Consider the following 26,950-nt stretch of genomic DNA (forward strand, 5'->3'; position numbering starts at 1 on the left):
CAGGGCTGGGTTCATGATCGGGAGATCTGATGCGAATCGGATACAAGCTGTCCAGCGAGGGCTTCGGACCGAACGAGATCATTCGGCAGGCGGTGCGCGCCGAGCAGGTCGGGTTCGACTTCGTCGAGATGAGCGACCACTTCCATCCCTGGCTGGACAGCCAGGGCCACTCGTCGTTCACCTGGACCGTGCTCGGAGCGATCGCCGCCCGGACCGACCGGATCCAACTGGCGACCGGGGTCACCTGCCCGAGCGTGCGCTACCACCCGGCGATCATCGCCCAGGCCGCCGCCACCCTCGCCCTGGTCTCCGACAACCGGTTCACCCTCGGCGTCGGTGCGGGCGAGCGCCTGAACGAACACGTGGTCGGCCAGGGCTTCCCCAGCGCACGGGGGCGACACGAGCGACTCCGCGAGGCACTGGAGATCATCCGACTGCTCTGGTCCGGCGGCTACCGGTCGTACGAGGGGAAGCACCTCCAGTTGGACGACGCCCGGGTGTTCGACCTGCCGGAGGAGCCGCCCGTCATCGCCGTCGCCGCCAGCGGCGAGGCGTCCGTGACCATCGCCGCGGAACTCGGCGACGGGCTGTTCGCCACCGAGCCCGAGGCCGACCTCGTGCAGACCTACCAGCGACTCGGCGGACAGGGCCCCCGCTACGCCGAGGTCCCGCTCGCCTGGGCTCCCGACGAGCAGCAGGCCGTGCGGGCGGCCTGGGAGACCAGCCGCTGGGCGGTCACCGGCTGGAAGGTGATGAGCGAACTGCCGAACCCGGTGAACTTCGACGCGGCGTCGCGCACCGTCACCGATGACGACATCCGGCAGCAGTTCGCCGTCGGCCCCGACCCCGACGTGCACGTCCAGGCGGTCCGGACGTACGTCGAGGCGGGCTTCGACCACGTCGTGCTACAGAACGCCGGCCCCGACCCCGACGGCTTCCTCGACTTCTTTCAGGGCACCCTCTCCGCGCGACTGCGCGACCTCGGCTGACCGGCGCCGACCCGGCAGGCGTTGACACTGCCGACAGTGACGTGATCTGCTCCCAAAGTATCGCTAATGGCAATCGTGGTCGTTAGCCGGGGAGAGGCATGTCTCTCACCGTGCCGCCGAGCCTGCTACGGGGGTGGCCGGGATCGACCCGGATTTCCGCATGGGGCCGGCCGCGCTGGCCGGGGCCGTCCCCCACGCCCGAGGCACCGCGCCGCCGGGCACGACGTGGGCCGGCCCGCGTCGTGCCCGGCGGCTCACCGCCTTTGTTCCAACCTGGTTAACGTCACCTGCCGCCTACGCGACAGGTCTGGCGCCGGCCGCGACATCTTGCGACGCTGGTGATCGTGTATGACTACGACCTGTTGGTGCTGGGCTCCGGGCCCAGCGGTCAGAAGGCCGCCATCGCCGCCGCGAAGCTGGGCCGGCGGGTCGGTCTGGTGGAGCGGCGCGACATGCTCGGCGGAGTGTGCATCAACACGGGCACCGTGCCGTCCAAGACCCTACGTGAGGCCGTGCTCTACCTGACCGGCCTCAGCCAGCGAGACCTCTACGGCAGCAGCTACCGGGTCAAGGACGAGATCACGGTCAGCGATCTGGCCGCCCGGACCCAGCACGTCATCAACCGGCAGACCGACGTCATCCGTAACCAACTGGCTCGCAACCGGGTCGCGATCATCACCGGCACCGGCCGGTTCGCCGACGCCCACTCGATCTGGGTCGACGGCGACTCCGGTCGCGAGTCGAAGGTCACCTTCGACAAGGCCGTCATCGCCGCCGGCACCCGGCCGGCGCGCCCCGACAGCGTCGACTTCGACGAGCGGACCATCGTGGACTCCGACGGTGTCATCAACCTCCAGGCCGTACCACGCAGCATGGTCGTGGTCGGCGCGGGCGTGATCGGCATGGAATACGCCTCGATGTTCGCCGCGCTCGGCACGAAGGTCACCGTGGTCGAACGCCGGGAGCGGATGCTCGACTTCTGCGACGAGGAGGTGGTCGAGTCGCTGAAGTACCACCTGCGCGACCTGTCCGTCACGTTCCGCTTCGGCGAGGAGGTGGCCTCGGTCGAGAAGCACCAGACCGCCGCGTTGTGCGTCCTCAAGAGCGGCAAGAAGATCGTCGCGGACACGGTCATGTACTCGGCCGGCCGGCAGGGCCAGACCGACGGGCTGGACCTGGCCGCGGCGGGGTTGACCGCGGACCGGCGCGGCCGCATCGAGGTCGACGCGAACTACCGCACCGCGGTGGAGAACATCTACGCCGTCGGCGACGTGATCGGTTTCCCGGCGCTGGCCTCGACGTCGATGGAGCAGGGACGGTTGGCCGCGCAGCACGCCTGCGGCGAGCCGGACCGCCCGATGCACGAGTTGCAGCCGATCGGCATCTACACCATCCCGGAGATCAGCTTCGTCGGGAAGACCGAGGAGGAGCTGACCGACAGCGCGACGCCGTTCGAGGTGGGCATCGCCCGCTACCGCGAGCTGGCGCGCGGCCAGATCGTGGGTGACTCGTACGGCATGTTGAAGCTGCTCGTCTCGCCGGAGGACGGCCGGTTGCTCGGCGTGCACGTCTTCGGCACCGGCGCCACCGAGATCGTCCACATCGGGCAGACGGTGATGGGCTGCGGCGGCACGGTGGAATACCTGGTCGACACGGTGTTCAACTACCCGACGCTGGCCGAGGCGTACAAGGTGGCCGCCCTGGACGCGTCCAACAAGATCCGCAACATCACCCGGATCGACGGCTGACTCCTCACCCTCAGCAACAGCGGGCACGATCCGTAACAATCACTCGGCGTGACAGCCATGCGGATCCGGCCGCTCCCCCTCTCCGTACTTTTCTCTGCTTCAACCAACGCAGCAGCGACTGAGCTGGGCGAACTCTATGCGGACGTAGTCGGCCGGCGCGCGGCTGCTGCCTGGCGGGTGCCCGTCGCGGTCCCTGGTCCGGCCCGCAGCCGGCCAGGGACCGCGACCGGCCTAGACAGCTGCCAGGGCCGGCTCCCGGGTGGGCCTCAGGTGCCGGGCGTACGCGCTGGTGGTGAAGAACGACGGCAGGTGCTCGCCGAGGGCGGTCTCCTCGACGATCCGCGCGGCCTGCTCGGCGCGTTCCCGCTCCGCCTTCTCACGCCCCTCGGTCACCGTGGCCAGCTCCTCGGCGAGCATCGAGCGGACCAGTTCCTCGGTCACCGATCCCCCGCCGGCCAGCGGGGTGCCGTGGTGCAGCCACTGCCACAACTGGCACCGGGCGATCTCGGCCGTGGCAGCGTCCTCCATCAGGTTCCACAGCGCCACCGCGCCCGCGCCACCGAGCCAGGCGTCGATGTAGCCCAGCGCCACGGCCACGTTGGCCCGCACCCCCGCCTCGGTGACCTGTCCCGGCGTCTTGTCCACCGAGAGCAGTTCGGCGGCGGTGACCGTCACCTCGTCACGGCGCCGGTCCAGCTGGTTCGGGCGGTCGCCCAGCACCCCGTCGAAGACCTCCCGGCAGGTCGCCACCAGGCCGGGGTGGGCCACCCAGGACCCGTCGAAGCCGTCGCCGGCCTCGCGCTGCTTGTCCGCCCGCACCCTGCTCAACGCGATTTCGTTGACCTGCGGGTCGCGGGCCGGGACGAAGGCGGCCATCCCGCCGATCGCGTGCGCGCCACGCCGGTGGCAGGTGCGCACCAGCAGTTCGGTGTACGCGCGCATGAACGGCACGGTCATCGTCACCTCGGCACGGTCCGGCAGGACGAAGTCCGGCCACTGACCGAAGTTCTTGATAATGCTGAAGATGTAGTCCCAGCGCCCGGCGTTCAGGCCCGCCGAGTGCTCGCGCAGCTCGTAGAGGATCTCCTCCATCTCGAACGCGGCGGTGATCGTCTCGATCAGCGTGGTGGCCCGGATGGTGCCCTGCGGCAGCCCGAGGTAGCGCTGGGCGAAGACGAAGATGTCGTTCCACAGCCGCGCCTCGCGGTGGCTCTCCAGCTTCGGCAGGTAGAAGTACGGGCCCTTGCCGGCGTCGAGCTGCCGGCGGGCGCAGTGGAACAGGTACAGCCCGAAGTCGACCAGGCTGGCCGAGATCGGCCGCCCGTCCACCACGATCCCCTTCTCCACCAGGTGCCAGCCGCGCGGCCGGACCACGATCGTGGCCAACTCCCCGCCGAGCGCGTACCGCTTGCCACGCGCGTCGGTGAAGTCGATCCGGCGTTCCAGTGCGTCGATCAGGTTGAGCTGACCACCGATGACGTTGTGCCAGGTCGGCGCGGTGGCGTCCTCGAAGTCGGCGAGCCACACCTTGGCGCCGGAGTTCAACGCGTTGATGGTCATCTTGCGGTCCGGGGGCCCGGTGATCTCGACTCGCCGGTCCTCCAGACCGGGCGCGGGCGCTGCCACCTGCCAGGCCGGGTCGTCGCGGACGGCGGCGGTCTCCGGCAGGAAGTCGGGCAGCTGGCCGGTGGCGTAGCGGTCGCGGCGGGCGCGGCGGGTGTCCAGCAGGGCCACCCGGCGAGCGGCGAACTCGCTGTCCAGCGCGACCAGGAAGTCCAGCGCCTCACCGGTGAGGACCTCGTCGAAGCGTTCGGCCATCGGGCCGATGATCTCGTGTCTCATGCGAACTGCTCCTCCTCAGTGGAGCCACGCAGCGCGGTGGTCTCGGCGGCCGGGTTGAGCACCGTGCTGATCAGGTCGAAGTAACCGGTACCCACCTCGCGCTGGTGCTTGACCGCGGTGTAGCCGGCCGGCTCGGCCGCGAACTCCCGCTCCTGGAGCGAAACGTACGCCGACATGCCGTCGGCCGCGTAGCCCCGGGCCAGGTCGAACATCGAGTAGTTGAGGGCGTGGAAGCCGGCCAGGGTGATGAACTGGAACTTGTATCCCATGTGGCCGAGCTCCCGCTGGAACTTGGCGATGGTCGCGTCGTCGAGGTGCTTGCGCCAGTTGAACGACGGCGAGCAGTTGTAGGCGAGCAGCTGGTCCGGGTACTGCTCCTTGATCGCCTCGGCGAAGCGCCGGGCGACCTCCAGGTCCGGCGTGCTGGTCTCCATCCAGAGCAGGTCGGCGTGCGGCGCGTACGCCAGGCCACGGGCGATGCACGGCTCGACGCCGTTGCGGACCCGGTAGAAGCCCTCCGCGGTGCGCTCGCCGGTGACGAACGGCTGGTCCCGCTCGTCGACGTCGGTGGTGAGCAGCGTGGCGGCCTGGGCGTCGGTGCGGGCGATGACGACCGACGGCACACCCGCCACGTCGGCGGCCAACCGTGCCGCCTCCAGGGTGCGGATGTGCTGGCCGGTGGGGATGAGCACCTTGCCGCCGAGGTGACCGCACTTCTTCTCGCTGGCGAGCTGGTCCTCCCAGTGCACCCCGGCGGCCCCGGCCGCGATCATCCCGTTCATCAGCTCGTACGCGTTGAGCACGCCACCGAAGCCGGCCTCGGCGTCGGCGACGATCGGCGCCAACCAGTCGATGCCGGAGGTGTCCCCCTCGGCGGTGGTGATCTGCGCGGCGCGCAGCAGGGCGTTGTTGATCCGACGCACCACCGCGGGCACCGAGTTGGCCGGGTAGAGGCTCTGATCGGGGTAGGTGTGCCCGGCCAGGTTCGCGTCGGCGGCCACCTGCCAGCCGGAGAGGTAGATCGCCTTGAGCCCGGCCCGGACCATCTGCACGGCCTGGTTGCCGGTGAGGGCACCGAGCGCGTGGATGTAGTCCTCGCTGTTCAGCAGCCGCCACAGCCGGTTCGCGCCGTGCCGGGCCAGGGTGTGTTCCTCCTGGATCGCGCCGCGCAACCGCACCACGTCCTCAGCGTGATAGCTGCGCCGCACACCCCGCCAGCGGGGGTTGGTGTCCCATTCGTGCTGCAAATGCTCGACCGCGGTAACCATCGTTGCTCATTCCCTTCGAATTCCGTCGTCACCTGGTGACGCTGCGCGAGACGCCGGGTCGCCGGGTGTGCTGCCCACGGTCACACGGCAGGCCAAAGTGGTCGAGGGACGGAAAAAGCCAATTATTGAAAAGTCACCGGGCGATTCTGCGAAGTTGTGAAAGCGCCCATTCGCAGCAGTGCTAATGTGGCCGGATCGCGTCGCCGGACCAGGGAGGTGAGTGCCATCGCCAGAACTTTCGCCGGGGCCCGGCTACGCCGGATGCGCGAGGAGCGTGGGCTGAGTCAGACGGAACTGGCCCGGCACCTCAGCATTTCCCCGAGCTATCTCAACCAGATCGAGCACGACAGCCGGCCGCTGACCGTCCCGGTGCTGTTGCGCATCACCGAACTGTTCGGCGTCGACCCGACGGTGTTCGCCGCGCACGACACCCCCCGGCTGGTCGCCGGGCTGCGTGAGGCGCTGCCCGGACGCGCCGGGCTGACCGAACTCACCGAACTGGCCAACCGGCTGCCGGAGGTCGCCGCGGCGGTCATCGAGCTGCACCGTCGCTACCAGCAGGCCGACGAGCAGCTCGCCGAACTGGTCGGCGACCGTGAGCGGATCGGTCGTAGCCCGCACGACCAGGTCACCGAGTTCTTCTACCGACGGCAGAACTACGTACCGGATCTCGACGAGGAGGCCGAGCGACTGGCCGGACGGATGGCGCTGCGTCGCGGCGAGGTCCGCGCCCTGCTGCGCGACCGGCTGGCGCAGCGGCACGGCGTACACGTCACCCGCGACGACGCCGCCGCACTCGGTGGCGAGCTGCACCGGTACCGCCCGCAGAACCGCACCCTGCACCTGTCCACGTCGCTGCGCGCCGGGCAGGAGGCGATGCGGATGGCGGCGCAGATCGCGTTGCTGGAGTTCGCCGACGTGATCGACGAGATCGTCGAGTCGGAGGAGTTCGACGACGTGCAGACCCAGATCCTCACCCGGGTCGGCCTGGCCAACTACTTCGCGGCGGCGCTGATCCTGCCGTACGAACACTTCCTGGCCGCCGCCGAGCAGCGCCGGTACGACATCGACCTGCTCACCCAGCACTACGCGATCGGCTGGGAGACCGTCTGCCACCGGCTCAGCACGTTGCAGCGGCCCCGGGCGCGCGGCGTGCCGTTCTCCTTCGTCCGGGTCGACCGGGCCGGCAACATGTCCAAACGCCAGTCGGCCACCGGCTTCCCGTTCTCACGCACCGGCGGCACCTGTCCGCTGTGGACGGTTTACGACGCGTTCGGCGCACCGGGACGGGTGGTGACCCAGGTCGCCGCCATGCCGGACGGGCAGCGTTACCTGTGGATCGCCCGCACCATCACCCGCCACCACGGCGGCTACGGCCAACCCGGCAAGGTGTACGCCATCGGGCTGGGCTGCGAGCTGCGGCACGCCAGCCGGCTGGTCTACTCCACCGGGATGGACCTGCACGCGGCCGAGGCGGCGACCCCGATCGGGCCGGGCTGCAAGACCTGCGAACGGATGACCTGCCCACAGCGGGCCGCACCGCCGATCAGCCGGCAACTGGACGTGGACGAGAACCGCAGCACCTTCATCCCGTACCCGTTGCGGACCTGACCCCCGATCCGCCGCCCGACGGTACGGATACACTTTCAGCCCCTCCGCGACCCCAGGGCTGGTGCATGGTTTCTCGTCCGACAGGTACCCGGCCACTGGTGGCCGCCGTCGCCCTGGTCTCGGTCGCCCTACTGCTGGCCGGCTGCTCGGTCGCCGCACCGGTCACGGCGGCACCGCTGCGGGTGCTCCAGCTGAACCTGTGCAACAGCGGCATGGCCACCGGGTGCTACACGGGTCGCTCGGTGGCCCGGGCCGCCGAGGTGATCCGGGCCGAAGCCCCCGACGTCGTCACCCTCAACGAGATCTGCTCCGGCGACGTGGACGCCCTGGAACGGGTGATGACGGAGGTGCACGCCGGCACGGTGGTGGCCGCCTTCCAGCCGGCGCGGAACGGCCGCACCGGCGAGCCGTACCGCTGCGTCAACGGGCAGCAGTACGGCGTCGGGGTGCTGACGCACATCGCGGCGCCCGCCGGCCAGCACGAGGTGCACGCCGGGATCTACCCGGCGCAGGACCCGGCCGACCCCGAGCAGCGGGCCTGGCTCTGCGTCGAGGCCCGCACCCGCTTCTTCGCCTGCACCACCCACCTGGCGTACACCAGCTCGACCCTGGCCCTCGCCCAGTGCGCGCACCTGGTCGGCACGGCGATCCCGCAGCTGCACGCCGACAACCGCTACCAGCCCACGGTGGTCAGCGGCGACCTCAACCTGCGGCAGGGCGGCACACCCGACGTGCGGTCCTGCGTACCGGAGGACTACCGCCACCGGCACGACGGCGGGGTGCAGCAGTTCATGGCCACGGCGGACCTGCGGATCGGGTCGACCCGGTCGGTCAGCATGGAACGGACCACCGACCACGCGGCCTTTCTGGTGACGCTCACGCTGCCCGGTCGCGGCGACCCCGCCCACTGAGGCCCAACCGGGTCAGTCCCACCAGAACGCCCAGGTCGGCGCGGCGACGATCCGTTCGGCGTACGCGGCCAGGGTGCACGGCCGCTGCCCCTGCCGGACGTTGTCGGGGCAGAAGGCGAAATGCTCGGCGGCCACCCGCAGCGCCTCGGTGGTCTCCTTCGGCGGCGCGGCGACGCTCAGGTACAGCTCGGCGAAGCCGACCCCGATCACCCGGACCCCGAAGCGGTCCTCCCAGCTGCGCAGCACAGCCGACAGCCGGCCGGGATCGTTCGTGTGGTTGACCGCGCCCTGCCAGCCGAGGACGGCCAGGGCGTCGCTGCCCCGCTCGGCGGGGACCAGGCCGAGGCGCATCGCCGGTTGGGCAAGCGACAGCTGCTCGGCCCAGTGGTCCGCGTGCCGCTCCGGCGTCGTCCACGGCTCGCCGGGCGGCGCCAGCCCCGGCCAGTCCCGCCCGTACGGGGCGGTGACGGCGGCCCGCCGGTCGTTGGACAGCTGGTCGTCGCCGGCGTAGGGGGTCGTCTGGCCGGCCCACCAGGCGGCGAGCAGCCGCTCCGGATCATGCTCGGTGGGCACCGACACCCGGTCGGGCCAGAACTCGCCGTCGTCCCAGGGGCGCGTCGGCGCACCGTCGTAGCCGTCCAGCAGCAGCGGCCACAGCCCCGACTGCGGGTGTGCCGCGTGCAACCGCGACCAGAGACCGGCCGGGGCCGGGTCGTCGCTGAGCCACAGCGTAGGCCGGTCGGCGTCACCTCCGTCGCCGCGGATCGTCCGGCCGGGCGGCAGCGGCACCGACAGCGTCCGGGAGCGCGCAGCAGCGGCCACGAACAGCTCCAACAGGTCCGCCGGCATCTCGTTCAGCTGTGCTGTCACGACCCGTGAGGATAGCGGCCACATCCGACAATCCGTGGCAACCAGCCCGTCGCGTCACCGACGCGCCCTCGTCGGTCCGGTCCGCGTCACTCGGCGGCGGCGAATCTCTCGACGTTGTCGACCGGGCCGACCACCAGGATCAGATCTCCGTAGGTCAGCACGGTGTCGGGGGTCGCGTGGCTGAAGCCTGGTTGACGGCCACCGATGCCGACCTCCGGTTTTACCGCCACCACGGTTACCCCCCACCGGCTGCGGAGGCGCGACTCGCGAAGCGGCATGCCGACCACGTCGTGCGGAGGCTTGGTCTTGATGACCGCGAAATCCGCGTCGACCTCGACGTAGTCGAGAATGCGGCCGGTGAGCAGATGGGCGGTGCGCTCACCCATGTCGTGCTCGGGCGCGATGACGTGGTGCGCGCCGACGCGAGTGAGGATGTTGCGGTGCTGCCCGCTCACGGCTTTGGCCCAGATGTCGGGGATGCCGAGCTCCGAGAGCAGGCTGGTCGTCAGGATGCTGGCCTGGATGTCGGTGCCGATCGCCACGACCGCCCGGTGGAAGTCGCCGACGCCGAGTTGCCGCAACGCCTCGATGTCGGTCGAGTCCGCGGTAATCACGTGCGGAAGTTGCCCGACGAGGCTCTGCACGGTCTTCGGCTGGCTGTCGATGCCGAGCACCTCCGTGCCTCGCTTGGCCAGTTCAAGAGCCAGGGCGCTGCCGAAACGGCCCAGGCCGATCACGACGACCGGCTCGTTACGGATGTCAGCCAACGATCGTCCTCTCCTCTGGTAGTTCGAAACGCCGGTTGCGATCGCGCAGCGCCAACGCAGACGCAAGGGTGAGTGGTCCGATCCTGCCCGCGAACATCAGCAGCACGAGCAGGCCATCGGCCTGCGGCGGCAGGTCACCGGTGATGCCGGTGGACAGGCCGACGGTGCCGAAGGCCGACACCACCTCGAACAGGACGGCGTCGAGCCGGTACGGAGTCAGGGCCAGCAGGATGAAGGTGGCCGCGGCCACCGCACCGGCGCTGAGCAGGACGATCGCGAGGGCCTGACGCTGGTTGCTGGCCGGGATCCGGCGGTGGCCGACGTTGACCTGGGTCTCGCCGCGCATCTCGGACCACAGCACGAAGGCGAGCAGCCCGAAGGTGGTGACCTTGATGCCGCCGGCCGTGCCCGCGCTGCCGCCACCGATGAACATCAGCACGTCGCTGGCGAGCAGGCTCTCCGGGCGCATCGCCCCGATGTCGACGTTGTTGAAACCGGCGGTACGGGTCATCGCGGAGGCGAAGAACCCGGCGAGCAGTTTCTCCGGACCACCGAGCGGGCCGAACGTGCCCGGATTCGAATACTCGGCGAGAGTGAACACCACGGTGCCGAGCGCCAGCAGCGCAACGGTGAGCGCGACGGTTATCCGGGTCGTCACCGACCAGTACGAGGGCTGACGCCAGGATCGGACCAGTTCGAACACGACCGGGAATCCCAGGCCACCGAGGATGACGGCCGCCGTGACGGTCAGCGTGATCCAGGGGTCTGTGACGTAGCCCATCAGACTGTCCGCGTACGTGGAGAAGCCGGCGTTGTTGAACGCGGAGATCGCGTGGAAGATGCCCTCGTAGAGCGCCGTGCCGAACGGACGCTGGTACGCGGTGGCGAACCGGATCGTGAGCAGCGTGGCGACCACGGCCTCGCTGACGAGGCTGAACACGACGATGCGGCGCACCACGCCGCGTACGTCACCCAGGCTGAGGCTCTTGGTCTCCGCCTGGGCGAGGAAGCGGGCACGCAGCCCGAGCCGGCGTGACAGCAGCACGGTGAACAGCGTGGCCAGGGTCATGATCCCGAGCCCGCCGACCTGGATGAGCAACAGGATGACCGCCTGCCCGAAACCTGACCAGTAGCTGCCGGTGTCGACAGTCACCAGGCCGGTGACGCAGACCGCGGAGGTCGCGGTGAAAAGGGCGTCCACCAGTTCCGGGCGCTCTCCCGACCGGGTCGCCCACGGCAGGAACAGCAGGCCGGTGCCGATCGCGATCGCACCGGCGAATCCCACGGCGATCATTTGCGCCGGATGCCGAAATCGGTCACCACGTCGCTGCCACGCGGGCCGCCGGGTCACCAGACGCACGACCGACCGCCCGATCCACCCGGCCCGGTCCACCGCGCCCACGGCCGAGCCAGGATGCCCACGACCCAACCGACGGACCGACCCCCCGGTCGCGACTGGCCAGCAACGATCAACACAGGGCGCATCGTCGCACGGGCGAATTGGCCCGGGCCCGGCGCCCGGCAGGTGGAGTAACCGACACACCGAGATTCGGCGGCGTACCGTGCTGGTGGTGGATCAGGTTCGCAGGTTCGCGTACGCCCTGCTGCGCTGCGGCACCCGGGATGACCTGGCCGAGGCCCCGACCGGCGGTTGCGCCTGACCCTGGGCCTACGCCGCCACGACGACCGCTGGGTGGTCACCCACGAACATCACTCGTTCGCGCTCGACTCGACCGCCCACCGGGATTCCGCCGCCGATGAGCGGGAGCTGCACGACCTGCACGAGCGGTGGTTCGCCGCGACGGCGGCGAAGGACCTCGACGCCCTGATGGCGCCGATCGCCGCCGATGTCGTGTCGTACGAGCACGAGGCACCGCTGCGGTATGTCGGCGAACCGGCGGTACGCGAGATCTGCCGGGCCGGTCTCGACGCGTCGGGCGACGGTGCGGTGACCTGGGCGGTGCCCGACCAGACGCTGGTGGTCGACGGGGATCTCGCCGTTGCCTGGGGCCTGAACCGGGTGCGGGTCACCCCGCCCGGTGCCGCGACCGTCGAGAGCTGGTCACGCGGTACCCGGGTCTTCGCCCGGCGCGACGGCTCCTGGCAACTGGTGCACCAGCACCTGTCCTACCCGTTCGACCCGGCCACCGGTGCGGCCCGGACCGACCTACTCCCCTGACCCGGCGGCGCACCTGTCGCTGCCCGGGTACGCCGACGGGAGTAGTAAACGGACTCCCACCAGCGGATGTCGGGGCGTTCACCCTTACCTAGCGTCGAGTCGCACGCAGAAGCGAGACGGCGAGGAGCGAGGATGAGTGACAATCCGGCACGGCCCCGGCTACGCAGGCCCCTGCTGTGGTGCGGGCTGGTCGTGGCCCTGCTCGGCATCGCCTTCAACCTCGGGCTGTTCTTCGTCCCGCTCGACGTGTGGCTGCGGGATCCGGGCCTGCTGCCGATGCCGGAGGTACTCATCGGTTGGTGGGCCCTGGCGGTGGGCCTGCTGATGGTGCTGCGGAGTCAGCTCGGCCGGGCCCGATGAAGGCGCCCCGCCGGCGTACGGTGATCAAGGGCCTGGCCGCCGCCGGAATCGTGCTCGTCACGCCGGCCGCGGGCTTCGTCGGGTGGCTCTACGTCGACTCCGACCGCGGCAACGCTGGTGACCTGTCTTTCCGCAACGAGCTGAAGATACCGCCGCTGCTGGACGGCACCACCGACAGCGATGGGCGCAAGCGGTTCCGGCTCGAGCTACGAGAGGCGTACACCGAGTTCCTGACCGGCACGCGCACCGCCACCTGGGGAGCGAACGGCACCTACCTCGGGCCCACGCTGCGGGCTCGGCGCGGGGAGCGGGTGGCGGTGGACGTGCGCAACCGCCTGCCCGAGCAGACCACGGTGCACTGGCACGGCATGCATCTGCCGGCTGAGATGGACGGTGGCCCGCACCATCCCATCGAGGTGGGGGGCACCTGGCAGCCGTACTGGACGATCGACCAACCAGCCGCGACTCTCTGGTACCACCCGCATCTGCACGAGGTGACAGCGCAGCACGTCTACCGTGGTTTGGCCGGCCTCTTCATCGTGGATGACCCGGACACCGACGCCCTGCCACTGCCGAAACGCTACGGCGTGGACGACGTGCCGCTGATCGTGCAGGACAAGAAGATCAAGAACGACGGTACCCTCGACACGTCCCGGATGAACTTCGGCGGCCTCGCCATCACCGGCCTGCTCGGGGACAAGATCCTGGTCAACGGCACCTACGACCCACACTTCAAGGTGACCACCGAGCTGGTCCGGCTGCGACTGCTCAACGGCGCCAACGCCCGGATCTTCCATTTCGGGTTCGCCGACGGCAGGGAGTTCACCCTGATCGCCGGTGACAGCGGCCTGCTGGACGTGCCGCAGCCGTTGGACCGGATCATGCTGTCCCCGGGGGAGCGCGCCGAGATAGTCGTCCAGTTCCGGCCCGGCGACGACGTGCTCCTGAAGAGCTTCCCGGCACCGCTCGGGGCCAACATCGCGTATGCCCGGCTCGCCGGCGGGGGTGACGAGCACGACGTGGTCAGGTTCGTTGCCGCCGACGCGTTGCGCCCCTCGCCCGCCCTGCCCAGAACGCTCGGCGCTCCGGCGGCGGCGGCGAAGCCGAGCGGTGAGCCGTTCCGGCTCGCGATGGGTGACTTCACCCTCAACGGCCAGACGATGGACATGCGGCGGCTCGACCGGGTGGTGGCGGCAGGTTCTGTCGAACGGTGGGAGATCGTCAACGGGCAGGCGATCCCGCACAACTTTCACGTGCACGGAGCGTCGTTCCATGTCCTCGACATCGACGGCGAACCGCCGCCCGCGCACCTGCGCGGTGCGAAGGACACCGTCTACGTTGCCCCGGACAGCACCATGAACCTGGCTGTGTCGTTCCTTCCCCACTCCGATCCCGAGTTTCCGTACATGTTCCACTGTCACCTGCTCGCGCACGAGGACGCTGGCATGATGGGGCAGTTCGTGACGGTGTCCGAGGCGGACCGAACCCTAGTCCGGCAGGACATGGCGACCCACCAGCACGGCAGGTGAGGCCGGCGTGGAATGCGGCGGGGTGACGTCGTGGGCGGTCGGCCACGCTAACGGAAGGTCGTAGCTGCGATGGCGGTCCCCGAGCCGGCTCCGCAGGCCGCCGAGCAGCCTGGCCGCTTCAGCTGGCTGGTCGACCTGCTCCTCGCCGGTGTCGTCGGTGCGGCGATGACCGTGTCCACCCTGGTGGCCAGCGAACCGACAAGCCGCTCGGCGGGCCTCGCCGCGTACGTCATCGGTGTCGCGCTCGGCACCATGCTGGTGTTCCGCCGGCGGTGGCCGATCGGCGTGCTTGTCGGTTCGCTGCTGGCGGTTCTCGTCTACAACCTGACGGACTTCCCCAGTGTGTCGCCGATCTGGCCGCTGCTCGTACCGCTGTACACCGTCGCCCGGATCGGTCGATTGCTCGCCGCGAGCCTGGTCGGCGGCGCACTGCTACTGATCTCGATCGGCTGGTTCGCCCGGTCCAGACCGCACCCGCTGGAACTGCTCGACGGCGCACTCCGCGACTCGGTGCTGCTCGCCCTGGCCCTCGCCCTGGCCACCGCGATGCGCCACCGCGAGATGTGGGGCCGCGAGATGCGTGCCCGGCTCCGGATCGAGCAGGACCAGCGGGATCGTGAGCTGAGTCGTCGCCTTCTCGACGAGCGTCTCCGCATCGCCCACGAACTGCACGACGTCACCGCCCACACCCTTGCCGTGGTCGGTATCCAGACCGGGCTGGCCCGGGAGCTGATGCACGACGATCCGGTGGCGGCGCAGAAGGCGCTGGAAACCGCCGAACGGGTCAACGCCGAGGCGATCGGCGAGTTGCAGGCCGCCGTTCGGGTGCTGCGGGGCAGCGATGTAACCCCACCGCCGGAGCTGGCACCGGCCCCCGGCGTGGCGCAGCTGCCGGCACTGGTCACCACGGTCAGGGAGAACGGCCTGCACGTCGCTCTGGTGGAGACCGGACACCGCCGGGACGTTGCCCCCGCGGTCGGGCTGACCATCTACCGCATCGTGCAGGAGTCGCTGACAAATGTGCTCAGGCATGCCGATGCCACTCAGGCCACCGTCATGATCGACTACACAGACCTCGGCGTCCGGGTACGCGTCGGTGACGACGGTCGCGGCCCGGCACCGAACTTCACCGAGGGGTACGGGCTCACCGGCATGCGGGAACGGGCGAGCAGCATCGGGGGCTCCATCTCACTCGGGCGGGGAGACGGCGGCGGGTTCGTGGTCGACGCGCGGCTACCCTGGACGTACGAGCTGACATACCAACTCGACAGCCTGATCAACGGGGAGAGGTCGGCCGGATGACGATTCGGGTCCTCATCGCCGACGACCAGCAGTTGGTGCGGACCGGTCTGCGCGGGCTGCTGGAGCTGGACCCGGAAATTCAGGTGGTGGCTGAGGCTGAGGACGGCATGGTGGCGCTGCGCCTGATCACCGAGCAGCACCCGGATGTGGCGTTGGTCGACATCCGTATGCCGGAACTCGACGGACTCGCGCTGACTCGGAGGATCAGCGCCGACCCGCAGCTCGCGGACGTGCGGGTGATCGTGCTGACCACCTTCGAGATCGACCAGTACATCTTCGACGCGCTCAAGGCCGGTGCCAGGGGCTTCCTCACCAAGACGGTCAGCCGCACGGAGCTGTGCAGGGCGGTGCGGGTGGTAGCCGCCGGCGCGGCGTTGCTGAGCCCGAGCGTGACCGAGAAGGTGATCACCGAGTTGTCCCGCCGACCGGACCCGGCCCGGTCGTCGCCGGAGCGACTGTCGCAGCTGACCGCCCGGGAGCGCGAGGTGCTGGCCATGATCGCCACCGGTCGGAGCAACACCGAGATCGGTGAGGCACTACGGATGAGCCCGCTGACCGCCAAGACGCACGTCAGTCGGATCATCATCAAGCTCGGCGTACGCGACCGTGCCCAGCTGGTGATGATCGCCTACGAGACAGGGCTGGTGCGGCCCGGCGCATCGGAGAACCCGACCGGTTGAGAGCACCGGGACGCATCGCACACACACCCACAGCTGAGCTCAGCGTTGCACCCGGGCACCGGCCCCCCGCACCAACGCCTCCACCTCGGTCAGGCTGGCCATGGAGGTATCGCCCGGGGTGGTCATCGCCAGCGCGCCGTGGGCGGCACCGTACTCCACGGCGAGCGCCAGGTCACCGTCGCGTTCGAGCAAACCGTAGATCAGCCCGGAGGCGAAACTGTCGCCGCCGCCGACCCGGTCCAGGATCTCCAGGCCGGGCCGGTGGGTGGCTTCGGCGAACGCACCGCCGGCCCAGGCGACGGCACCCCAGTCGTTAACTGTCGCGCTGCGGACGCCGCGCAGGGTGGTCGCCACCACCTTGAAGTTGGGGTACGCCCGCACCACCGCCTCGATCATCGCTTTGAAGTTGCCGGCGTCCAGCGCCCCACTGTGGATGTCGGTGTCCGGCACCGGAAAGCCCAGGCAGGCGGTGAAGTCCTCCTCATTGCCGATCATCACATCCACCAGGCCGGCGAGCCGGGTGTTCACCTCCCGCGCGCGGTCCTGGCCGCCGACGGCCTTCCACAGGCTGGGCCGGTAGTTCAGGTCGTACGAGACGAGGGTGCCGTGCCGGCGGGCGGCGGTCATCGCGGCCTCGGCGGTCCGCGCGGCCGTCTCCGACAGCGCGGCGTAGATGCCGCCGGTGTGCAGCCAGCGCACCCCGAGCGTGCCGAAGAGGTGGTCCCAGTCGACGTCGTCCGGCTTGAGCTGGCTGGCGGCGGAGTGGCCCCGGTCGGAGGTGCCGACCGCGCCGCGTACCCCGAAGCCGCGCTCGGTGAAGTTCAGACCGTTGCGGACGGTGCGGCCGATGCCGTCGTACGGCAGCCAGGTGATGAGGCTGGTGTCGACACCGCCCTGGAGGATCAGGTCCTCCAGCAGCAGGCCGACCTCGTTACGGGCGAACGCGGTGACCACGGCGGTGCGCAGGCCGAAGCAGCGGCGTAGCCCTCGGGCCACGTTGTATTCGCCGCCGCCCTCCCAGGCCCGGAACTGGCGGGCGGTGCGGACCCGGCCCTCTCCTGGGTCGAGCCGCAGCATGACCTCGCCGAGCGAGACCAGGTCGTAGCGGCAGTCGGTCTTCGGCCGAGGGTTCACCGCGCTCACGCCGCACCCCCTGCGGCGGCCAGCGCCTCCCGAGTGCGATCGGTGATCTCGTCCCACTGCTCGCCGGCGATCAGGTCTGCCGAGACCATCCAGCTCGCCCCGACCGCCAGGACCGCCGGCAGGGCGAGGTAGTCGGCGATCACCGCGGCGGTGATGCCGCCGGTCGGGATGAACCTGACGTCACGGAACGGCGCCGCCAGGGCCTTGATCATGGCCGCCCCGCCGAGCTGCTGGGCGGGGAAGAACTTGACCACGTTCAGGCCGGCGTCGAGGGCCATCTGGATCTCGGTGGCGGTGGCCGCCCCGGGCACCACCGGCACGCCGGCCTGCTGGCAGGCGCGGACCACGGCCGGCGCGAAGCCGGGCGTCACCACGAACCGGGCACCGGCTGCGATCGCCCGCTCGGCCTGCTCGACGGTGAGCACCGTGCCGGCCCCGACGGTCAGGTCGTCGCGGGCGGCGAGCGCCGCGATGGCGTCCAGCCCGGCGGCGGTACGCAGGGTCACCTCGACGGCGGTCAGACCGCCCTTGACCAGGGCGTCACCGAGCGGGTCGGCGTGCCGCGCGTCATCGAGCACCACCACCGGCAGCACCCGACCGACAGGCAATTGTTCAGAACCATGAACGTTGGTCATGTACGTGACCTTACTGGGGGCGCGCACCCTTCGCTAGAGTGGCCCCGTGTCCACCGCACCCGAGGACTTCCAGCCCGTGAAGTCGGCCGGGCGCACCCTCGACCTGCTCGAACTGCTCGCCGATCACCCACAGCCCTGGGCGCTGGGTGACCTGGCCCGCGCCCTCGGCATCCCGAAGAGCAGCCTGCACGGCCTGCTCCGCACGTTGACCAGCCGCGGCTGGGTACGCACCGACGAGACCGGCAGCCGGTTCCGGCTCGGTCTGCGCGCCCTCCGGGTAGGAGCCGCCTACCTCGACGGGGACGACCGGATCGGTCTGCTGTCCGGCGTGCTTGACGAGTTGTCCCGCCGCTTCGGCGAAGCCGTCCATCTCGGCCGACTCGACGGTGACCAGGTCGTCTACCTCGCCAAACGGGAGTCGGTGCACCGCCTGCGGCTGTACAGCGCGATCGGCCGCCGACTGCCGGCACACGCCACCGCGTTGGGCAAGGCCCTGCTGGCCGAGCATCCGGACCAGGCGGTCGACCGGATGCTGACCTGGCCGCTGGCCCGCCTCACGCCACACACGGTCACCGACCCCGAGGCTCTGCACGCCGCCCTCGAGGCGGTACGGACCACCGGCCACGCCGTCGACCGGGAGGAGAACGCCGAGGGCATCCGCTGCGTCGCGATGGCCGTACCGCTGGCCCGCCCGGCTGTCGACGCGGTGAGCGTCTCGGTCCCGGTCAGCCGGCTGAGCCCGGAGCTCGAAGCGGCGATCGTCGCGGCGCTGCGGGAACTGGTCGGTGGCCTCGCCCAGGCCCGGAGCATGCTGAGCGCGTGATGTCGGCCTCCATGCCCCCGCGCTGAACACCGGGTCGGACGATCGGCCCCCGGGGCACCGACCGGACGGCGTTGACCCTGCCCGGCACCCCTCATAACCTGAGTGAATCGATTCGACTGCGAGGAGCGGGATGAACATCGGGGAGATCGCCCGCCGCGCGGGCGTGTCCCGCAGCACCGTGTCGTACGTGTTGAGCGGCAAGCGGGCGGTGTCGGAGCCGACGCGGCAGCGGATCCAGGCAGTCATCGACGAGCTGGACTACCGTCCCAACGCGAACGCCCGGGCGTTGAAGGAGGGCCGCACCCGCACCCTCGGACTGGTCATCCCCCCGGCCAGCCAGCGGCTTACCGACATGCAGCTCGGCTTCGTCGCCAGCGTGGTCGAGGCCGCCGCCCGCGCGGACCTGGACGTCCTACTCTCCCCGTCGGGCGGCGACCACGACCGGTCGTTCGAGCGGATCGTGACCGGACGCCGGGTGGACGGGGCGATCCTCATGGAGATCCGGTTGGAGGACGACCGGGTGACCCGGCTGCGGCAGAGTCGACTGCCCTTCGTCACCATCGGTCGCACCGCCGAAGCGACCGGCACCAGCTGGGTCGACGTCGACTACGAGAGTCTGATCGCGCGGTGTGTGCACCATCTGGCCGACCTGGGGCACCGGCACGTCGCCCTGGTGAACCGGTCGGCCGAACTGGTGGCCGCCGGCTACGGACCCGGGCACCGCGCCCTGGCCGGGTTCTCACAAGCGGTGGCCGAACGCGGCCTGACCGGCGTCGACCTGTGCTGCGGCGACGACGCGCCCGCCGGCGAGGCCGCCATGAGCCGGCTGCTGACCACCCGTCCGGAGGTCACCGCCGTCGCCACGATCAACGAGGCCGCCCTGCCCGGCGTACAGCGGGCTTTGCAGGCCGAGGGCCGGCTGGTGCCCCGCGACTTCTCCGTCGTCGGAGTCGCCGCCGCGCACTGGGCGGAGGACTTCCGCCCGCCGCTGACAGCCGCGGACGTGCCCACCCTGGAGATGGGGGCCGAAGCCGTGGCGCTGCTGCTCGAACGGATCGCCGCCCCCACCGCCGCCCCCCGCCACCATCTCTACCAGCCACCCATCTCCCTACGCGCCAGCACCGCGCCACCCCCACGTGCACTCCGTTGATCAAGAGGTTGTCGTCGCGCCCGACCGCGCGGCACGACGAAGACCTACCGATCAACCGGGCCGGTGGTGTGGGCGACGGCGGTGGTGGGCGGCGGCGAGGATGAGGTAGCTGCTGGCGGTCCAGGTGTAGGCGCGGTCGCGCAGGCCCGCGCCGGTCTCGGCGTCGAAGTTCTCCGCGAAGCCGGACTTCTCGCACAGGGCGCGGAACCGGTGGCTGATGTCATCGGCGAACCCGACGTGCCCGGCCCGGCGCAGGCCGTCCTCGATCAGTACGGTGGCCGGTGCCCAGATCGGCCCACGCCAGTAGCCGTCGGCCACGTAGTACGGGGAGTCGACAGGCTCCGTGGCGAGGCCGTGTGCGGTCAGGTGGCGCTTGAGACCACCGGCGAGCCCGGCGCTCACCCCGGAGGGCAGGTCGGCACCGAGCACGATGGGCATGAGGTCGAGCAGACTCGTACTCGACCTCGGCTGACCGGTTCTGGCACTCCGGGCCAGGAACCGCTGGCCGTCCCAGAGTTCGCCGAGCAGCTCGGTGCGGATCTGGCTCGCGGTGCGGCTCCACTGTGCCACCTCTTCCGGCAGCCCCAACTCCCCGGCCAGGTCAGCGAGCTGACGCAGCTGCAACAGCAGCAGCGCGGCGAGATCCGGCGTCTCGACGGTCCGATCACCGTCGAAGGTTGTCGCATTGTCCCATCCGCTGTCGTTGCCGTGCTGGTAGTGCGGCAGCTGGTGACCGGATACCCGGCGCTGGTCGAGCCAGAACGTCGTCCAGCGGGTGAGCCGGCGGTACATGTCGGAAAGCCCGTCACGCGACAGTGGCCGGGACAGCCGCTGCCGCAGCTGCCGCAGCGCCCAGCCGTGCACCGGCGGCTTGACGTAGTTGTGCAGCACCTCGGAGTGGGCGACCGAGTCCGGCAACGCACCCGTCGGGTCCTGATGGTCGAAGGGCAGCTGGAACTGGTGCCAGGCCAGCTCGGCATCCGCCTCGGCGAGGGCCAGGGCGTTGAAGCAGTGGTCCCAGCTCCACACCTTGTTCATCCAGTGCTTGGACATCAGCACGGCTGGCCGGGCGAGGAAGCCGCCCGGCGCGACAGTCGCCGACCACAGCACGTACGCGGCCAGTTCGGCGGCGGGAGTCTCGGAGCCGCGCCAGGGCGCCACCCGGTCGACGAAGCTGGCGAACTCGGCCGTCGTCGACCTGACGAGCTGATCGAAGTCACGGTCGCCCGGGTAGCGGCGGCGGGCCGACTCGTACTCCTCGACGGCGATCTCCCACGGCTGGTCGGCCGGCAGTTCCACGACCCGCTCGGCGGTGCCGAGCGCTTCGACGCCCACGGCACGCGAGTCGCCGCGCAGGGCGGTGACCCGGTAGCGGCGGCCGGTCTCGTACGAGGTGAAGACGTACGAGTCATCGACCGGGTCGTGGAAGAGGTAGGTGCCGCTGAACGGGGTGAGGGTGTCCCGGGCGGCGGCGATCCGCAGACCGATTCCGCGACCGCGCAATCGCACGGTGTCCCGGCCGTCGTAGGTCAGCTCGATCAGACCTGTGCGGTTGTGCCAGGTCAGCAGCGCCGCGCTGGCCGTCACCGTGGTGTCGGCCGAAGGCGCCAGCCGAAGCACCGGATGCATCCCGGTCTGGTGTGAGACCAGATGCAGCTCGGATGCCTGAGTGTGCGCTGCCACCACCGGCGAGATGCTGAACCAGGACCCGTGGTAGCTGAACGGGATCTCCTGGATGGAGAAGGTCGGGCCGGTACGGGCGACGGTCATGACAGGTAACTGCCTTTCCGGGTACGGATGGTGCGACTGCTCCGAGGATCGACCGGATCAGTCCTTGACGGCACCGGCGGTGACTCCGGCGGCGACGTAGCGCTGGGCGAGGACCAGCAACAGGGTGGTGGGGATGGACGCCACCACGGCGGTCGCCATGATCGCGTTCCACTGCTGGTTGTTGTTGCCGATGTACTGGTAGATGCCGAGGGTGACCGGCCGATGGGCGCCTCCGCCGGCCAGGGTGGAGGCGAAGACGAAGTCGGACCAGGCCCAGAGGAACGCGAACAGCGACACGGTGACCGTCGCGTTGCGACTGACCGGCAGCACCACCGACCAGAACGTCCGCAGCCGGTTCGCGCCGTCGACGAGCGCGGCCTGGATCAGATCGTCAGGTATCCCGGACATGAACGCGGTGAAGATGAGCACCGCGAAGGGCACCGCGATCGTCGAGTCGGCCAGGATCAACCCGGTCACGGTGTTGAGCACACCGAGGTTGAGGTAGATGGCGTAGAAGCCCATCGCCATGATGATGCCGGGGATCATCTGCGCGATCAGCAGGACGAACCGGATCGCCCTTCCGCCGGGCGGCCGGAGCTTGGCCAGCGCGTACCCGGCCGGGGCCGCCAGGATCAGGGTGAGCAGGACGGTGCCGAGCCCGACCACCAGACTGGTGCCGACGTACGGCAACTGCTGGCCGAGCACGGCCCGGTAGCCGTCGAGCGTGCCGTCCATCGGAAACAGGTGCGGTGGGCTCTTGCGCATGTCCTGGTCCCGGGTGAACGAGACGTTGATCATCCAGTAGACGGGAAAGAGCATCAGCCCGGTCAGCATCACTCCGAGCCCGGTCCGCCACCAGCCACGCTTCGGTCGGCTCATGACAGCCGCCGCCGACGCTCGAAGCCGATGTAGAGCCCGCCCGCGGCCACCGCCAACAGGATCAGCAGGTTTCCGACGGCCGCCCCGGGCCCGAACTCGGGCAGCAGGTTGCCGAACCCGAGCCGGTACGACCAGGTGGCCAGGGTGGTCGAGGAATCGGTCGGGCCACCCCTGGTCATGATCCAGATCAGGTCGAAGACCTTCAGCGTGTAGACCAGCCCGAGCAGCAGCGTGATCGCCGAGACCGGACGCAGCAACGGCCAGGTGATCCACCGGAAGCGCTGCCAGCCACCGGCGCCGTCCAGCTCCGCCGCCTCGTAGAGCGGGCGCGGGATCGCCTGCAGGCCGCTGTAGAGCACGACCAGGTTGAACGGGATGCCGATCCAGATGTTGGCGATGATCACCGACACCAATGACCACCGGGGTGAGGTCAGCCAGTTCACCGGATCCACGCCGAGGAGCGCGAGCGCGGCGTTGACCACGCCGGCCTCGCTGTTGAGCAGCCACGACCAGGTGGACGCAGAGACGATCAACGGCAGCAGCCAGGGTACGAGGAACAGCGCGCGCAGCGTACGCGAGAGCGGGAAGTGCCGATGGAAGAAGAGCGCCAGCAGCAGCCCGATGGCGAACTGGAAGACCAGTGACGTGGCGGTGAAGACAAGCGTGTTGAGCAGCGCCGGCGGGAACGTCGGCGCGGACAGCACCGCCCGGTAGTTGTCCAGCCCGGCGAACGGCGCACCACCCTGGACGAACGAGCGGACCGTGTACTCCCGCAGGCTCAACTCGACGTTGCGGTACAGCGGATAGGCGTAGAAGGCGATCAGGTAGCCGACCACCGGGGCGAGGAAGGCCCACGTCGCCCACCGGGAACCGCTGGCGTGGCGACGGCGACGGCGTCGGTGTGCCGGTGGGGCGGTGCCCGCCGCTCCACCGGTCGCGCCCACCGTCACGGATCGCAGGGTACGGATGACGTCGATTCCCATGTCGGTGGCGTGCCTGGTCAGCTCGTCGCGCTCTCGGCGGCCCGCTGCGCGGTCGACAGCGCTTCCTGCGGCGTCTGGGCGCCGCTGAGCGCGGACTGCACAGCCCTCCACAGCGGCTCGGAGATTCTCGGATACCGGGTGCCGAGATCGTCGCCGGTGCGCCCCTTCGCCGCCTTCACCGCGTCGACCCAGACCTTCAACTCGGCGTTCGCCGCCACCTGCTGCTCCTGCACGGCGGCGACCGGAGCGATGTAGGACAGGGTGTTGTCCGTGGTGAGCAGGTTGTCGCCGCTGGTCAGGCAGGTGACCAGCCGCTGCGAGGTGGCGTACCGCCCGGTGTCACGTTGCACCGGGATGGAGATGAACTCGCCGCCGGTGGGTGCCGGCGCGGTGCCGCCGGTACGGGCCGGGACGGGGATGATGCCGTACTCGAAATCCAGCTTGGCCGCGTTGGCCAGCTGCCAGGTGCCGTTCTCGCTGAACGCGTAACCGCCGCTGGCGAACTCCTGCCAGCTGGTGGTCTGCGTGTTGTTGATGACGGAGTTGGGGGCGTGGCCGGCGGCCAGCCAGTCGCTCCAGAGGGTCAACGCGGCCACCGCCGGTGGCGCGTCCAACGCGGTCAGCTGGGCACCGGCACCCCAGAACCAGGGCAGGAACTGGAAGCTGCCCTCCTCGGTACCGATCGCGGAGAAGGTGATGCCCTTCTTGCCGGCGGCCTTGACCTTGACCAGCGCCGCGGTGAGTGCGGGCCAGTCGGTCACCGTGGCGACGTCCACCCCCACCTCGGTCAGCAGGTCCTTGTTGTAGTAAAGGGCGAGGGTGTTCGCGCCGATCGGCACTCCGTACGTCTTGCCGCCGCTCTGCCCGGCGCCGAGCAGGTTGGGTTCCATCGCCGACACGTCGAGGTTCGTCTCGTCGGTAGTGGTCAGGGCACCGGCCTCGGCCAGGGTGGAGATCACCGGGTTGTCGATGATCAACACATCCGCGGAGTTGCCCTGCTGTGCGGCGAGCAACGCCTTGTTCGTCAGGTCGGTGGTGTCGTAGCTGGTCCGTTCGACGGTCACCCCGGCCGACGTGCCGCAGTCCTTGAGCAGTCCGACCCAGTCGGAATCGTCGGTGAACTGCGGGTACGGGTCCCAGATGGTGTACGTCCCGCCGGCCTCGCTCGACAGGGATTCCGCGGCGCAGGCGACGGCCGTGGCGGCGAGGGCGGCGGCCAACAGGGCGGCACCGACGGTGCGCCCGCGCGATATGGATCGGGTCATCTGACGCCTCGCTTCGATCTCTGTGGCGGACGGTGCGCAACATCAACCCACTGTCGAACCGATTCGCGGAATCGGTTCGGCCGACCATAGGCCCGGCCGCACAACCCGGTCAAGAGCGCTCCGCGCGACGACGGGGCCGACGGCGAAACGACTACTTCACGCTGGCGTCACGGCGTTGACATTTACAACCATGAACTCCTACGCTCCGCAGCGAATCGATTCGGCCGCAGCCCTTCGCCCTTCAGACGTGCTCCCGTCGCAAAGGAGTCCCAGTGCCACTCCCCCGCACGAGCAGACCAGGAACTCTCCGCCGCCTCACCGCCCGGCTCGCGATCGGGTTTCTCGCTGCCACCTCCGTCGTCGCGGTCTCCACACCGGCGCAGGCCGCAGACGAGTCGATCAGCGTGAACTTCTCAGTCACCAGCGGTGCGCCGACGTACCGCGCGGCCGGCTGGATCTACGGCATGACCGAGAACGCCGCTGGCCCGGCCGACCACTTCTACCGCGACGTCAAGTTCCGGTACATGCGCGCCGGTGGCGCGCAGCTACCCGGCAGCGGCTGGGTCGGCGGAACCTACGAACGCCGGTGGAACTCCACCCTCGCCCAGGCCCGCCGGACCACCGCCCTCGGCGGCGAGTTCATCCTCCTGCCGCACGACCTGTGGGGCGCGGACGGCGCCGCGATCTCCCGGTTCCCCGGCGACAACGGCAACTGGACCGACTACGACAACTTCCTCGACCGGGTCATCAGCGACGTACGCGCGGCCGGGCTGAGCGTGCAGTGGGACATCTGGAACGAACCCAACATCACACTGTTCTGGAACCGCCCGATCTCCCAGTACTTCGAGCTGTGGCGCCGCACCTACCAGCGCATCCGGGCCGAGTTCCCCGACCAGCTCATCGTCGGGCCGAGCTGCGCCTGCGTGCCCTCGACCAACCACGCCTTCTGGAACCAGTACCTGGACTTCGTCCGCTCGACGAACACGGTGCCGGACATCGTCAGCTGGCACGCCCTGCCCGGCGATCCGGTGGCAAACGTCGCCGCCGCCAACGCGACCCTGGATCCGCGCGGCATCCCGCACCCCCGGCCGTATCAGATCAACGAGTACGCCGCCCCCGACGAGCAGAACCCCGCCGACGGGGCCTGGTACATCGCCCGCCTGGAACGTGCCCGCGCTGACGGCCTGCGGGCGAACTGGGCCGGCGGCGGAAACCTGCACAACGACCTGGGTAACCTCCTGGTGCACAACTCGGCCGGGCAGCACCAGCCCAAGGGCGAGTGGTGGGTCTATCGCTTCTACGGCTCGCAGACCGGGCAGATCGTCCCGGTCTCGGCCAGCCCGTCGTACGACGCCTTCGCCACCAAGACGACAGGTTCGGCGAAGGTGCTGCTCGGCGGGGGCCGGACCACCGGCCGCCTCACCGTCAACCTGCAACGGCTCGACACCACCAGCGGCATCGTGCAGAACAACCAGGTCCGGGTGCTCACCCAACGGATCCCCCACAACGGCGGCGGCGCGGTGCAGGGTCCGATCACCGTCTCGAACAGCGTGGTGGGTGTGAGCGGCGACAACGCCACGGTGACGGTGCCGTACCCCAACCAGAGCGACACCTACACGCTGACCCTGCTGCCGCCCTCCGACGGCGGCTTCCAGTCGGTGGCCGTGGCACAGCACTCCCAGCAGTGTCTCGACAACACCGACCGCAACACCGCCGACGGCAACGTGCAGCAGCAGTTCCACTGCGAGGGCGGCGACCAGCAGCTGTGGAACTTCCAGCAGGTCGCCGGGGTGGCGAACACCTACACGGTGGTCAACCAGCAGACCGGCAAGTGTCTGGATGTCAGCGGGGTGTCCACCGCCGACGGCGCGGCGGTGCACCAGTGGGGCTGCCACGGTGGTCTCAACCAGCAGTTCACCCTGCGCAAGGTGACCTACTCGGGCAACGACCCGCACGACTACCAGTTGGTGGCCCGGCACAGCAACAAGTGCGTCGATGTCAGCACCATCTCCACCGCGCCGCGCGCCCCGGTCCACCAGTGGACCTGCAACCCGGTGGGCCAGGGCAGCCCGCTCAACCAGACCTGGCGGCTGTGGGGTCGGTGATCGCCGATCCGGGCCGATGAGCCCGCTGGCCATGGCGGCCCCGTCCCCACCGGGACGGGGCCGCCATGGCGTTCCGGTCGAGCTAGGTGGTGTCCAGGAACGTTGGCGGTGTCGCGGCGAGGGCCAGGCGGCGATCCGGTG

The 26,950-nt window shown here is 70.0% G+C and carries 22 protein-coding genes and 1 pseudogene; 12 read left to right on the forward strand and 11 right to left on the reverse strand.

Translation table 11 applies throughout. The features are described 5' to 3' along the window. Nucleotides 1–29 precede the first annotated feature (29 nt). Together AC2CHE_RS05080 and sthA are read left to right on the forward strand one after the other, a co-directional pair. Entirely contained in the window at nt 30–989 is a 960-nt protein-coding gene (locus AC2CHE_RS05080) for a TIGR03557 family F420-dependent LLM class oxidoreductase (RefSeq protein ID WP_484503718.1), read from the forward strand. Between the two features lie 344 nt (nt 990–1,333). Continuing rightward, nucleotides 1,334–2,737: a Si-specific NAD(P)(+) transhydrogenase gene (gene sthA, locus AC2CHE_RS05085; RefSeq protein WP_484503719.1), complete on the forward strand. Its 1,404-nt coding sequence runs from the start codon at nt 1,334–1,336 to the stop codon at nt 2,735–2,737. 231 nt (nt 2,738–2,968) lie between these two features. Here sthA and aceB read toward each other — a convergent pair whose 3' ends face one another. Continuing rightward, nucleotides 2,969–4,579: a malate synthase A gene (aceB, locus tag AC2CHE_RS05090; protein WP_484503720.1), complete on the reverse strand. Its 1,611-nt coding sequence runs from the start codon at nt 4,577–4,579 to the stop codon at nt 2,969–2,971. Further along, nucleotides 4,576–5,847 (reverse strand): isocitrate lyase, encoded by a 1,272-nt coding sequence (aceA, locus tag AC2CHE_RS05095; RefSeq protein WP_484503721.1) that lies wholly within the window; start codon nt 5,845–5,847, stop codon nt 4,576–4,578. Before aceA ends, aceB begins: the two co-directional genes overlap by 4 nt. A 216-nt stretch (nt 5,848–6,063) precedes the next feature. Between aceA and AC2CHE_RS05100 the strand changes: the two genes are divergently transcribed. Both AC2CHE_RS05100 and AC2CHE_RS05105 read left to right on the forward strand, forming a co-directional pair. Then, nucleotides 6,064–7,458 carry a short-chain fatty acyl-CoA regulator family protein gene (locus AC2CHE_RS05100; RefSeq protein ID WP_484503722.1) on the forward strand — a complete coding sequence of 465 codons (1,395 nt, stop codon included), beginning with the start codon at nt 6,064–6,066 and terminating at the stop codon, nt 7,456–7,458. Nucleotides 7,459–7,556: 98 nt separating this feature from the next. Beyond that, complete coding sequence (locus tag AC2CHE_RS05105) at nt 7,557–8,369, forward strand: endonuclease/exonuclease/phosphatase family protein (RefSeq protein WP_484503723.1); 813 nt, start codon at nt 7,557–7,559, stop codon at nt 8,367–8,369. A gap of 12 nt (nt 8,370–8,381) precedes the next feature. Here AC2CHE_RS05105 and AC2CHE_RS05110 read toward each other — a convergent pair whose 3' ends face one another. From AC2CHE_RS05110 to AC2CHE_RS05120, 3 genes are all read right to left on the reverse strand, one after another. Beyond that, a complete protein-coding gene (locus AC2CHE_RS05110) occupies nt 8,382–9,239 on the reverse strand; it encodes a DUF4253 domain-containing protein (RefSeq protein WP_484503724.1) in 858 nt (285 codons plus the stop codon). A gap of 86 nt (nt 9,240–9,325) precedes the next feature. Next, nucleotides 9,326–10,006, reverse strand: coding sequence for a potassium channel family protein (locus AC2CHE_RS05115; RefSeq protein ID WP_484503725.1), 681 nt, complete (start codon nt 10,004–10,006; stop codon nt 9,326–9,328). Further along, the gene (locus tag AC2CHE_RS05120; RefSeq protein WP_484503775.1) at nt 9,999–11,357 is read right to left on the reverse strand and encodes a TrkH family potassium uptake protein; all 1,359 of its coding nucleotides are present in this window, start codon (nt 11,355–11,357) and stop codon (nt 9,999–10,001) included. Before AC2CHE_RS05120 ends, AC2CHE_RS05115 begins: the two co-directional genes overlap by 8 nt. Before the next feature lie 238 nt (nt 11,358–11,595). Between AC2CHE_RS05120 and AC2CHE_RS05125 the strand changes: the two are divergent. The 5 genes and pseudogenes from AC2CHE_RS05125 to AC2CHE_RS05145 all read left to right on the forward strand — a co-directional run. Continuing rightward, nucleotides 11,596–12,185: pseudogene (locus AC2CHE_RS05125) on the forward strand (YybH family protein); the annotation flags it as partial. 132 nt (nt 12,186–12,317) lie between these two features. Continuing rightward, a complete protein-coding gene (locus AC2CHE_RS05130) occupies nt 12,318–12,545 on the forward strand; it encodes a hypothetical protein (protein WP_484503726.1) in 228 nt (75 codons plus the stop codon). After that, a complete protein-coding gene (locus AC2CHE_RS05135) occupies nt 12,542–14,074 on the forward strand; it encodes a multicopper oxidase family protein (RefSeq protein ID WP_484503727.1) in 1,533 nt (510 codons plus the stop codon). The genes AC2CHE_RS05130 and AC2CHE_RS05135 overlap by 4 nt, the downstream gene beginning before the upstream one ends. Nucleotides 14,075–14,143: 69 nt before the next feature. Beyond that, complete coding sequence (locus tag AC2CHE_RS05140) at nt 14,144–15,376, forward strand: sensor histidine kinase (RefSeq protein WP_484503728.1); 1,233 nt, start codon at nt 14,144–14,146, stop codon at nt 15,374–15,376. Beyond that, nucleotides 15,373–16,056: a response regulator transcription factor gene (locus tag AC2CHE_RS05145; RefSeq protein WP_484503729.1), complete on the forward strand. Its 684-nt coding sequence runs from the start codon at nt 15,373–15,375 to the stop codon at nt 16,054–16,056. Before AC2CHE_RS05140 ends, AC2CHE_RS05145 begins: the two co-directional genes overlap by 4 nt. A 39-nt stretch (nt 16,057–16,095) precedes the next feature. Here AC2CHE_RS05145 and AC2CHE_RS05150 read toward each other — a convergent pair whose 3' ends face one another. After that, nucleotides 16,096–17,199 carry a sugar kinase gene (locus AC2CHE_RS05150; protein ID WP_484503730.1) on the reverse strand — a complete coding sequence of 368 codons (1,104 nt, stop codon included), beginning with the start codon at nt 17,197–17,199 and terminating at the stop codon, nt 16,096–16,098. Next, entirely contained in the window at nt 17,196–17,834 is a 639-nt protein-coding gene (eda, locus tag AC2CHE_RS05155; protein WP_484503731.1) for a bifunctional 4-hydroxy-2-oxoglutarate aldolase/2-dehydro-3-deoxy-phosphogluconate aldolase, read from the reverse strand. The genes AC2CHE_RS05150 and eda overlap by 4 nt, the downstream gene beginning before the upstream one ends. Before the next feature lie 46 nt (nt 17,835–17,880). Here eda and AC2CHE_RS05160 point away from each other — a divergent pair, with 46 nt between their 5' ends. Then, on the forward strand, nt 17,881–18,657 hold the full coding sequence (locus tag AC2CHE_RS05160) for an IclR family transcriptional regulator (RefSeq protein WP_484503732.1): 777 nt from the start codon (nt 17,881–17,883) through the stop codon (nt 18,655–18,657). 130 nt (nt 18,658–18,787) lie between these two features. After that, nucleotides 18,788–19,807 (forward strand): LacI family DNA-binding transcriptional regulator, encoded by a 1,020-nt coding sequence (locus AC2CHE_RS05165; protein WP_484503733.1) that lies wholly within the window; start codon nt 18,788–18,790, stop codon nt 19,805–19,807. 51 nt (nt 19,808–19,858) lie between these two features. Here AC2CHE_RS05165 and AC2CHE_RS05170 read toward each other — a convergent pair whose 3' ends face one another. Genes AC2CHE_RS05170 through AC2CHE_RS05185 form a run of 4 tightly spaced genes read right to left on the reverse strand, consistent with a single transcriptional unit; the run spans nt 19,859 to nt 24,704 of the window. Then, a complete protein-coding gene (locus AC2CHE_RS05170) occupies nt 19,859–21,577 on the reverse strand; it encodes an MGH1-like glycoside hydrolase domain-containing protein (protein WP_484503734.1) in 1,719 nt (572 codons plus the stop codon). Nucleotides 21,578–21,634: 57 nt separating this feature from the next. Next, a complete protein-coding gene (locus AC2CHE_RS05175) occupies nt 21,635–22,456 on the reverse strand; it encodes a carbohydrate ABC transporter permease (RefSeq protein WP_484503735.1) in 822 nt (273 codons plus the stop codon). Beyond that, the gene (locus AC2CHE_RS05180) at nt 22,453–23,406 is read right to left on the reverse strand and encodes a carbohydrate ABC transporter permease (RefSeq protein ID WP_484503736.1); all 954 of its coding nucleotides are present in this window, start codon (nt 23,404–23,406) and stop codon (nt 22,453–22,455) included. The genes AC2CHE_RS05175 and AC2CHE_RS05180 overlap by 4 nt, the downstream gene beginning before the upstream one ends. Nucleotides 23,407–23,456: 50 nt before the next feature. Continuing rightward, nucleotides 23,457–24,704, reverse strand: a complete 1,248-nt coding sequence (locus tag AC2CHE_RS05185) for a sugar ABC transporter substrate-binding protein (RefSeq protein ID WP_484503737.1) — start codon at nt 24,702–24,704, stop codon at nt 23,457–23,459. A gap of 272 nt (nt 24,705–24,976) precedes the next feature. Here AC2CHE_RS05185 and AC2CHE_RS05190 point away from each other — a divergent pair, with 272 nt between their 5' ends. Next, the gene (locus AC2CHE_RS05190; protein ID WP_484503738.1) at nt 24,977–26,809 is read left to right on the forward strand and encodes an RICIN domain-containing protein; all 1,833 of its coding nucleotides are present in this window, start codon (nt 24,977–24,979) and stop codon (nt 26,807–26,809) included. Nucleotides 26,810–26,950: the final 141 nt, after the last annotated feature.

It is taken from the genome of Micromonospora sp. ATLC16, assembly GCF_057196645.1.

What these genes read in the sequence shown, in the direction of transcription:
- AC2CHE_RS05080 (WP_484503718.1), top strand. Translation starts at nt 30, where the DNA reads ATGCGAATCGGATACAAGCTGTCCAGCGAGGGCTTCGGACCGAACGAG.
- aceB (WP_484503720.1), bottom strand. Translation starts at nt 4,579, where the DNA reads ATGAGACACGAGATCATCGGCCCGATGGCCGAACGCTTCGACGAGGTC.
- aceA (WP_484503721.1), bottom strand. Translation starts at nt 5,847, where the DNA reads ATGGTTACCGCGGTCGAGCATTTGCAGCACGAATGGGACACCAACCCC.
- AC2CHE_RS05130 (WP_484503726.1), top strand. Translation starts at nt 12,318, where the DNA reads ATGAGTGACAATCCGGCACGGCCCCGGCTACGCAGGCCCCTGCTGTGG.
- AC2CHE_RS05135 (WP_484503727.1), top strand. Translation starts at nt 12,542, where the DNA reads ATGAAGGCGCCCCGCCGGCGTACGGTGATCAAGGGCCTGGCCGCCGCC.
- AC2CHE_RS05140 (WP_484503728.1), top strand. Translation starts at nt 14,144, where the DNA reads ATGGCGGTCCCCGAGCCGGCTCCGCAGGCCGCCGAGCAGCCTGGCCGC.
- AC2CHE_RS05145 (WP_484503729.1), top strand. Translation starts at nt 15,373, where the DNA reads ATGACGATTCGGGTCCTCATCGCCGACGACCAGCAGTTGGTGCGGACC.
- eda (WP_484503731.1), bottom strand. Translation starts at nt 17,834, where the DNA reads ATGACCAACGTTCATGGTTCTGAACAATTGCCTGTCGGTCGGGTGCTG.
- AC2CHE_RS05165 (WP_484503733.1), top strand. Translation starts at nt 18,788, where the DNA reads ATGAACATCGGGGAGATCGCCCGCCGCGCGGGCGTGTCCCGCAGCACC.
- AC2CHE_RS05170 (WP_484503734.1), bottom strand. Translation starts at nt 21,577, where the DNA reads ATGACCGTCGCCCGTACCGGCCCGACCTTCTCCATCCAGGAGATCCCG.
- AC2CHE_RS05175 (WP_484503735.1), bottom strand. Translation starts at nt 22,456, where the DNA reads ATGAGCCGACCGAAGCGTGGCTGGTGGCGGACCGGGCTCGGAGTGATG.
- AC2CHE_RS05185 (WP_484503737.1), bottom strand. Translation starts at nt 24,704, where the DNA reads ATGACCCGATCCATATCGCGCGGGCGCACCGTCGGTGCCGCCCTGTTG.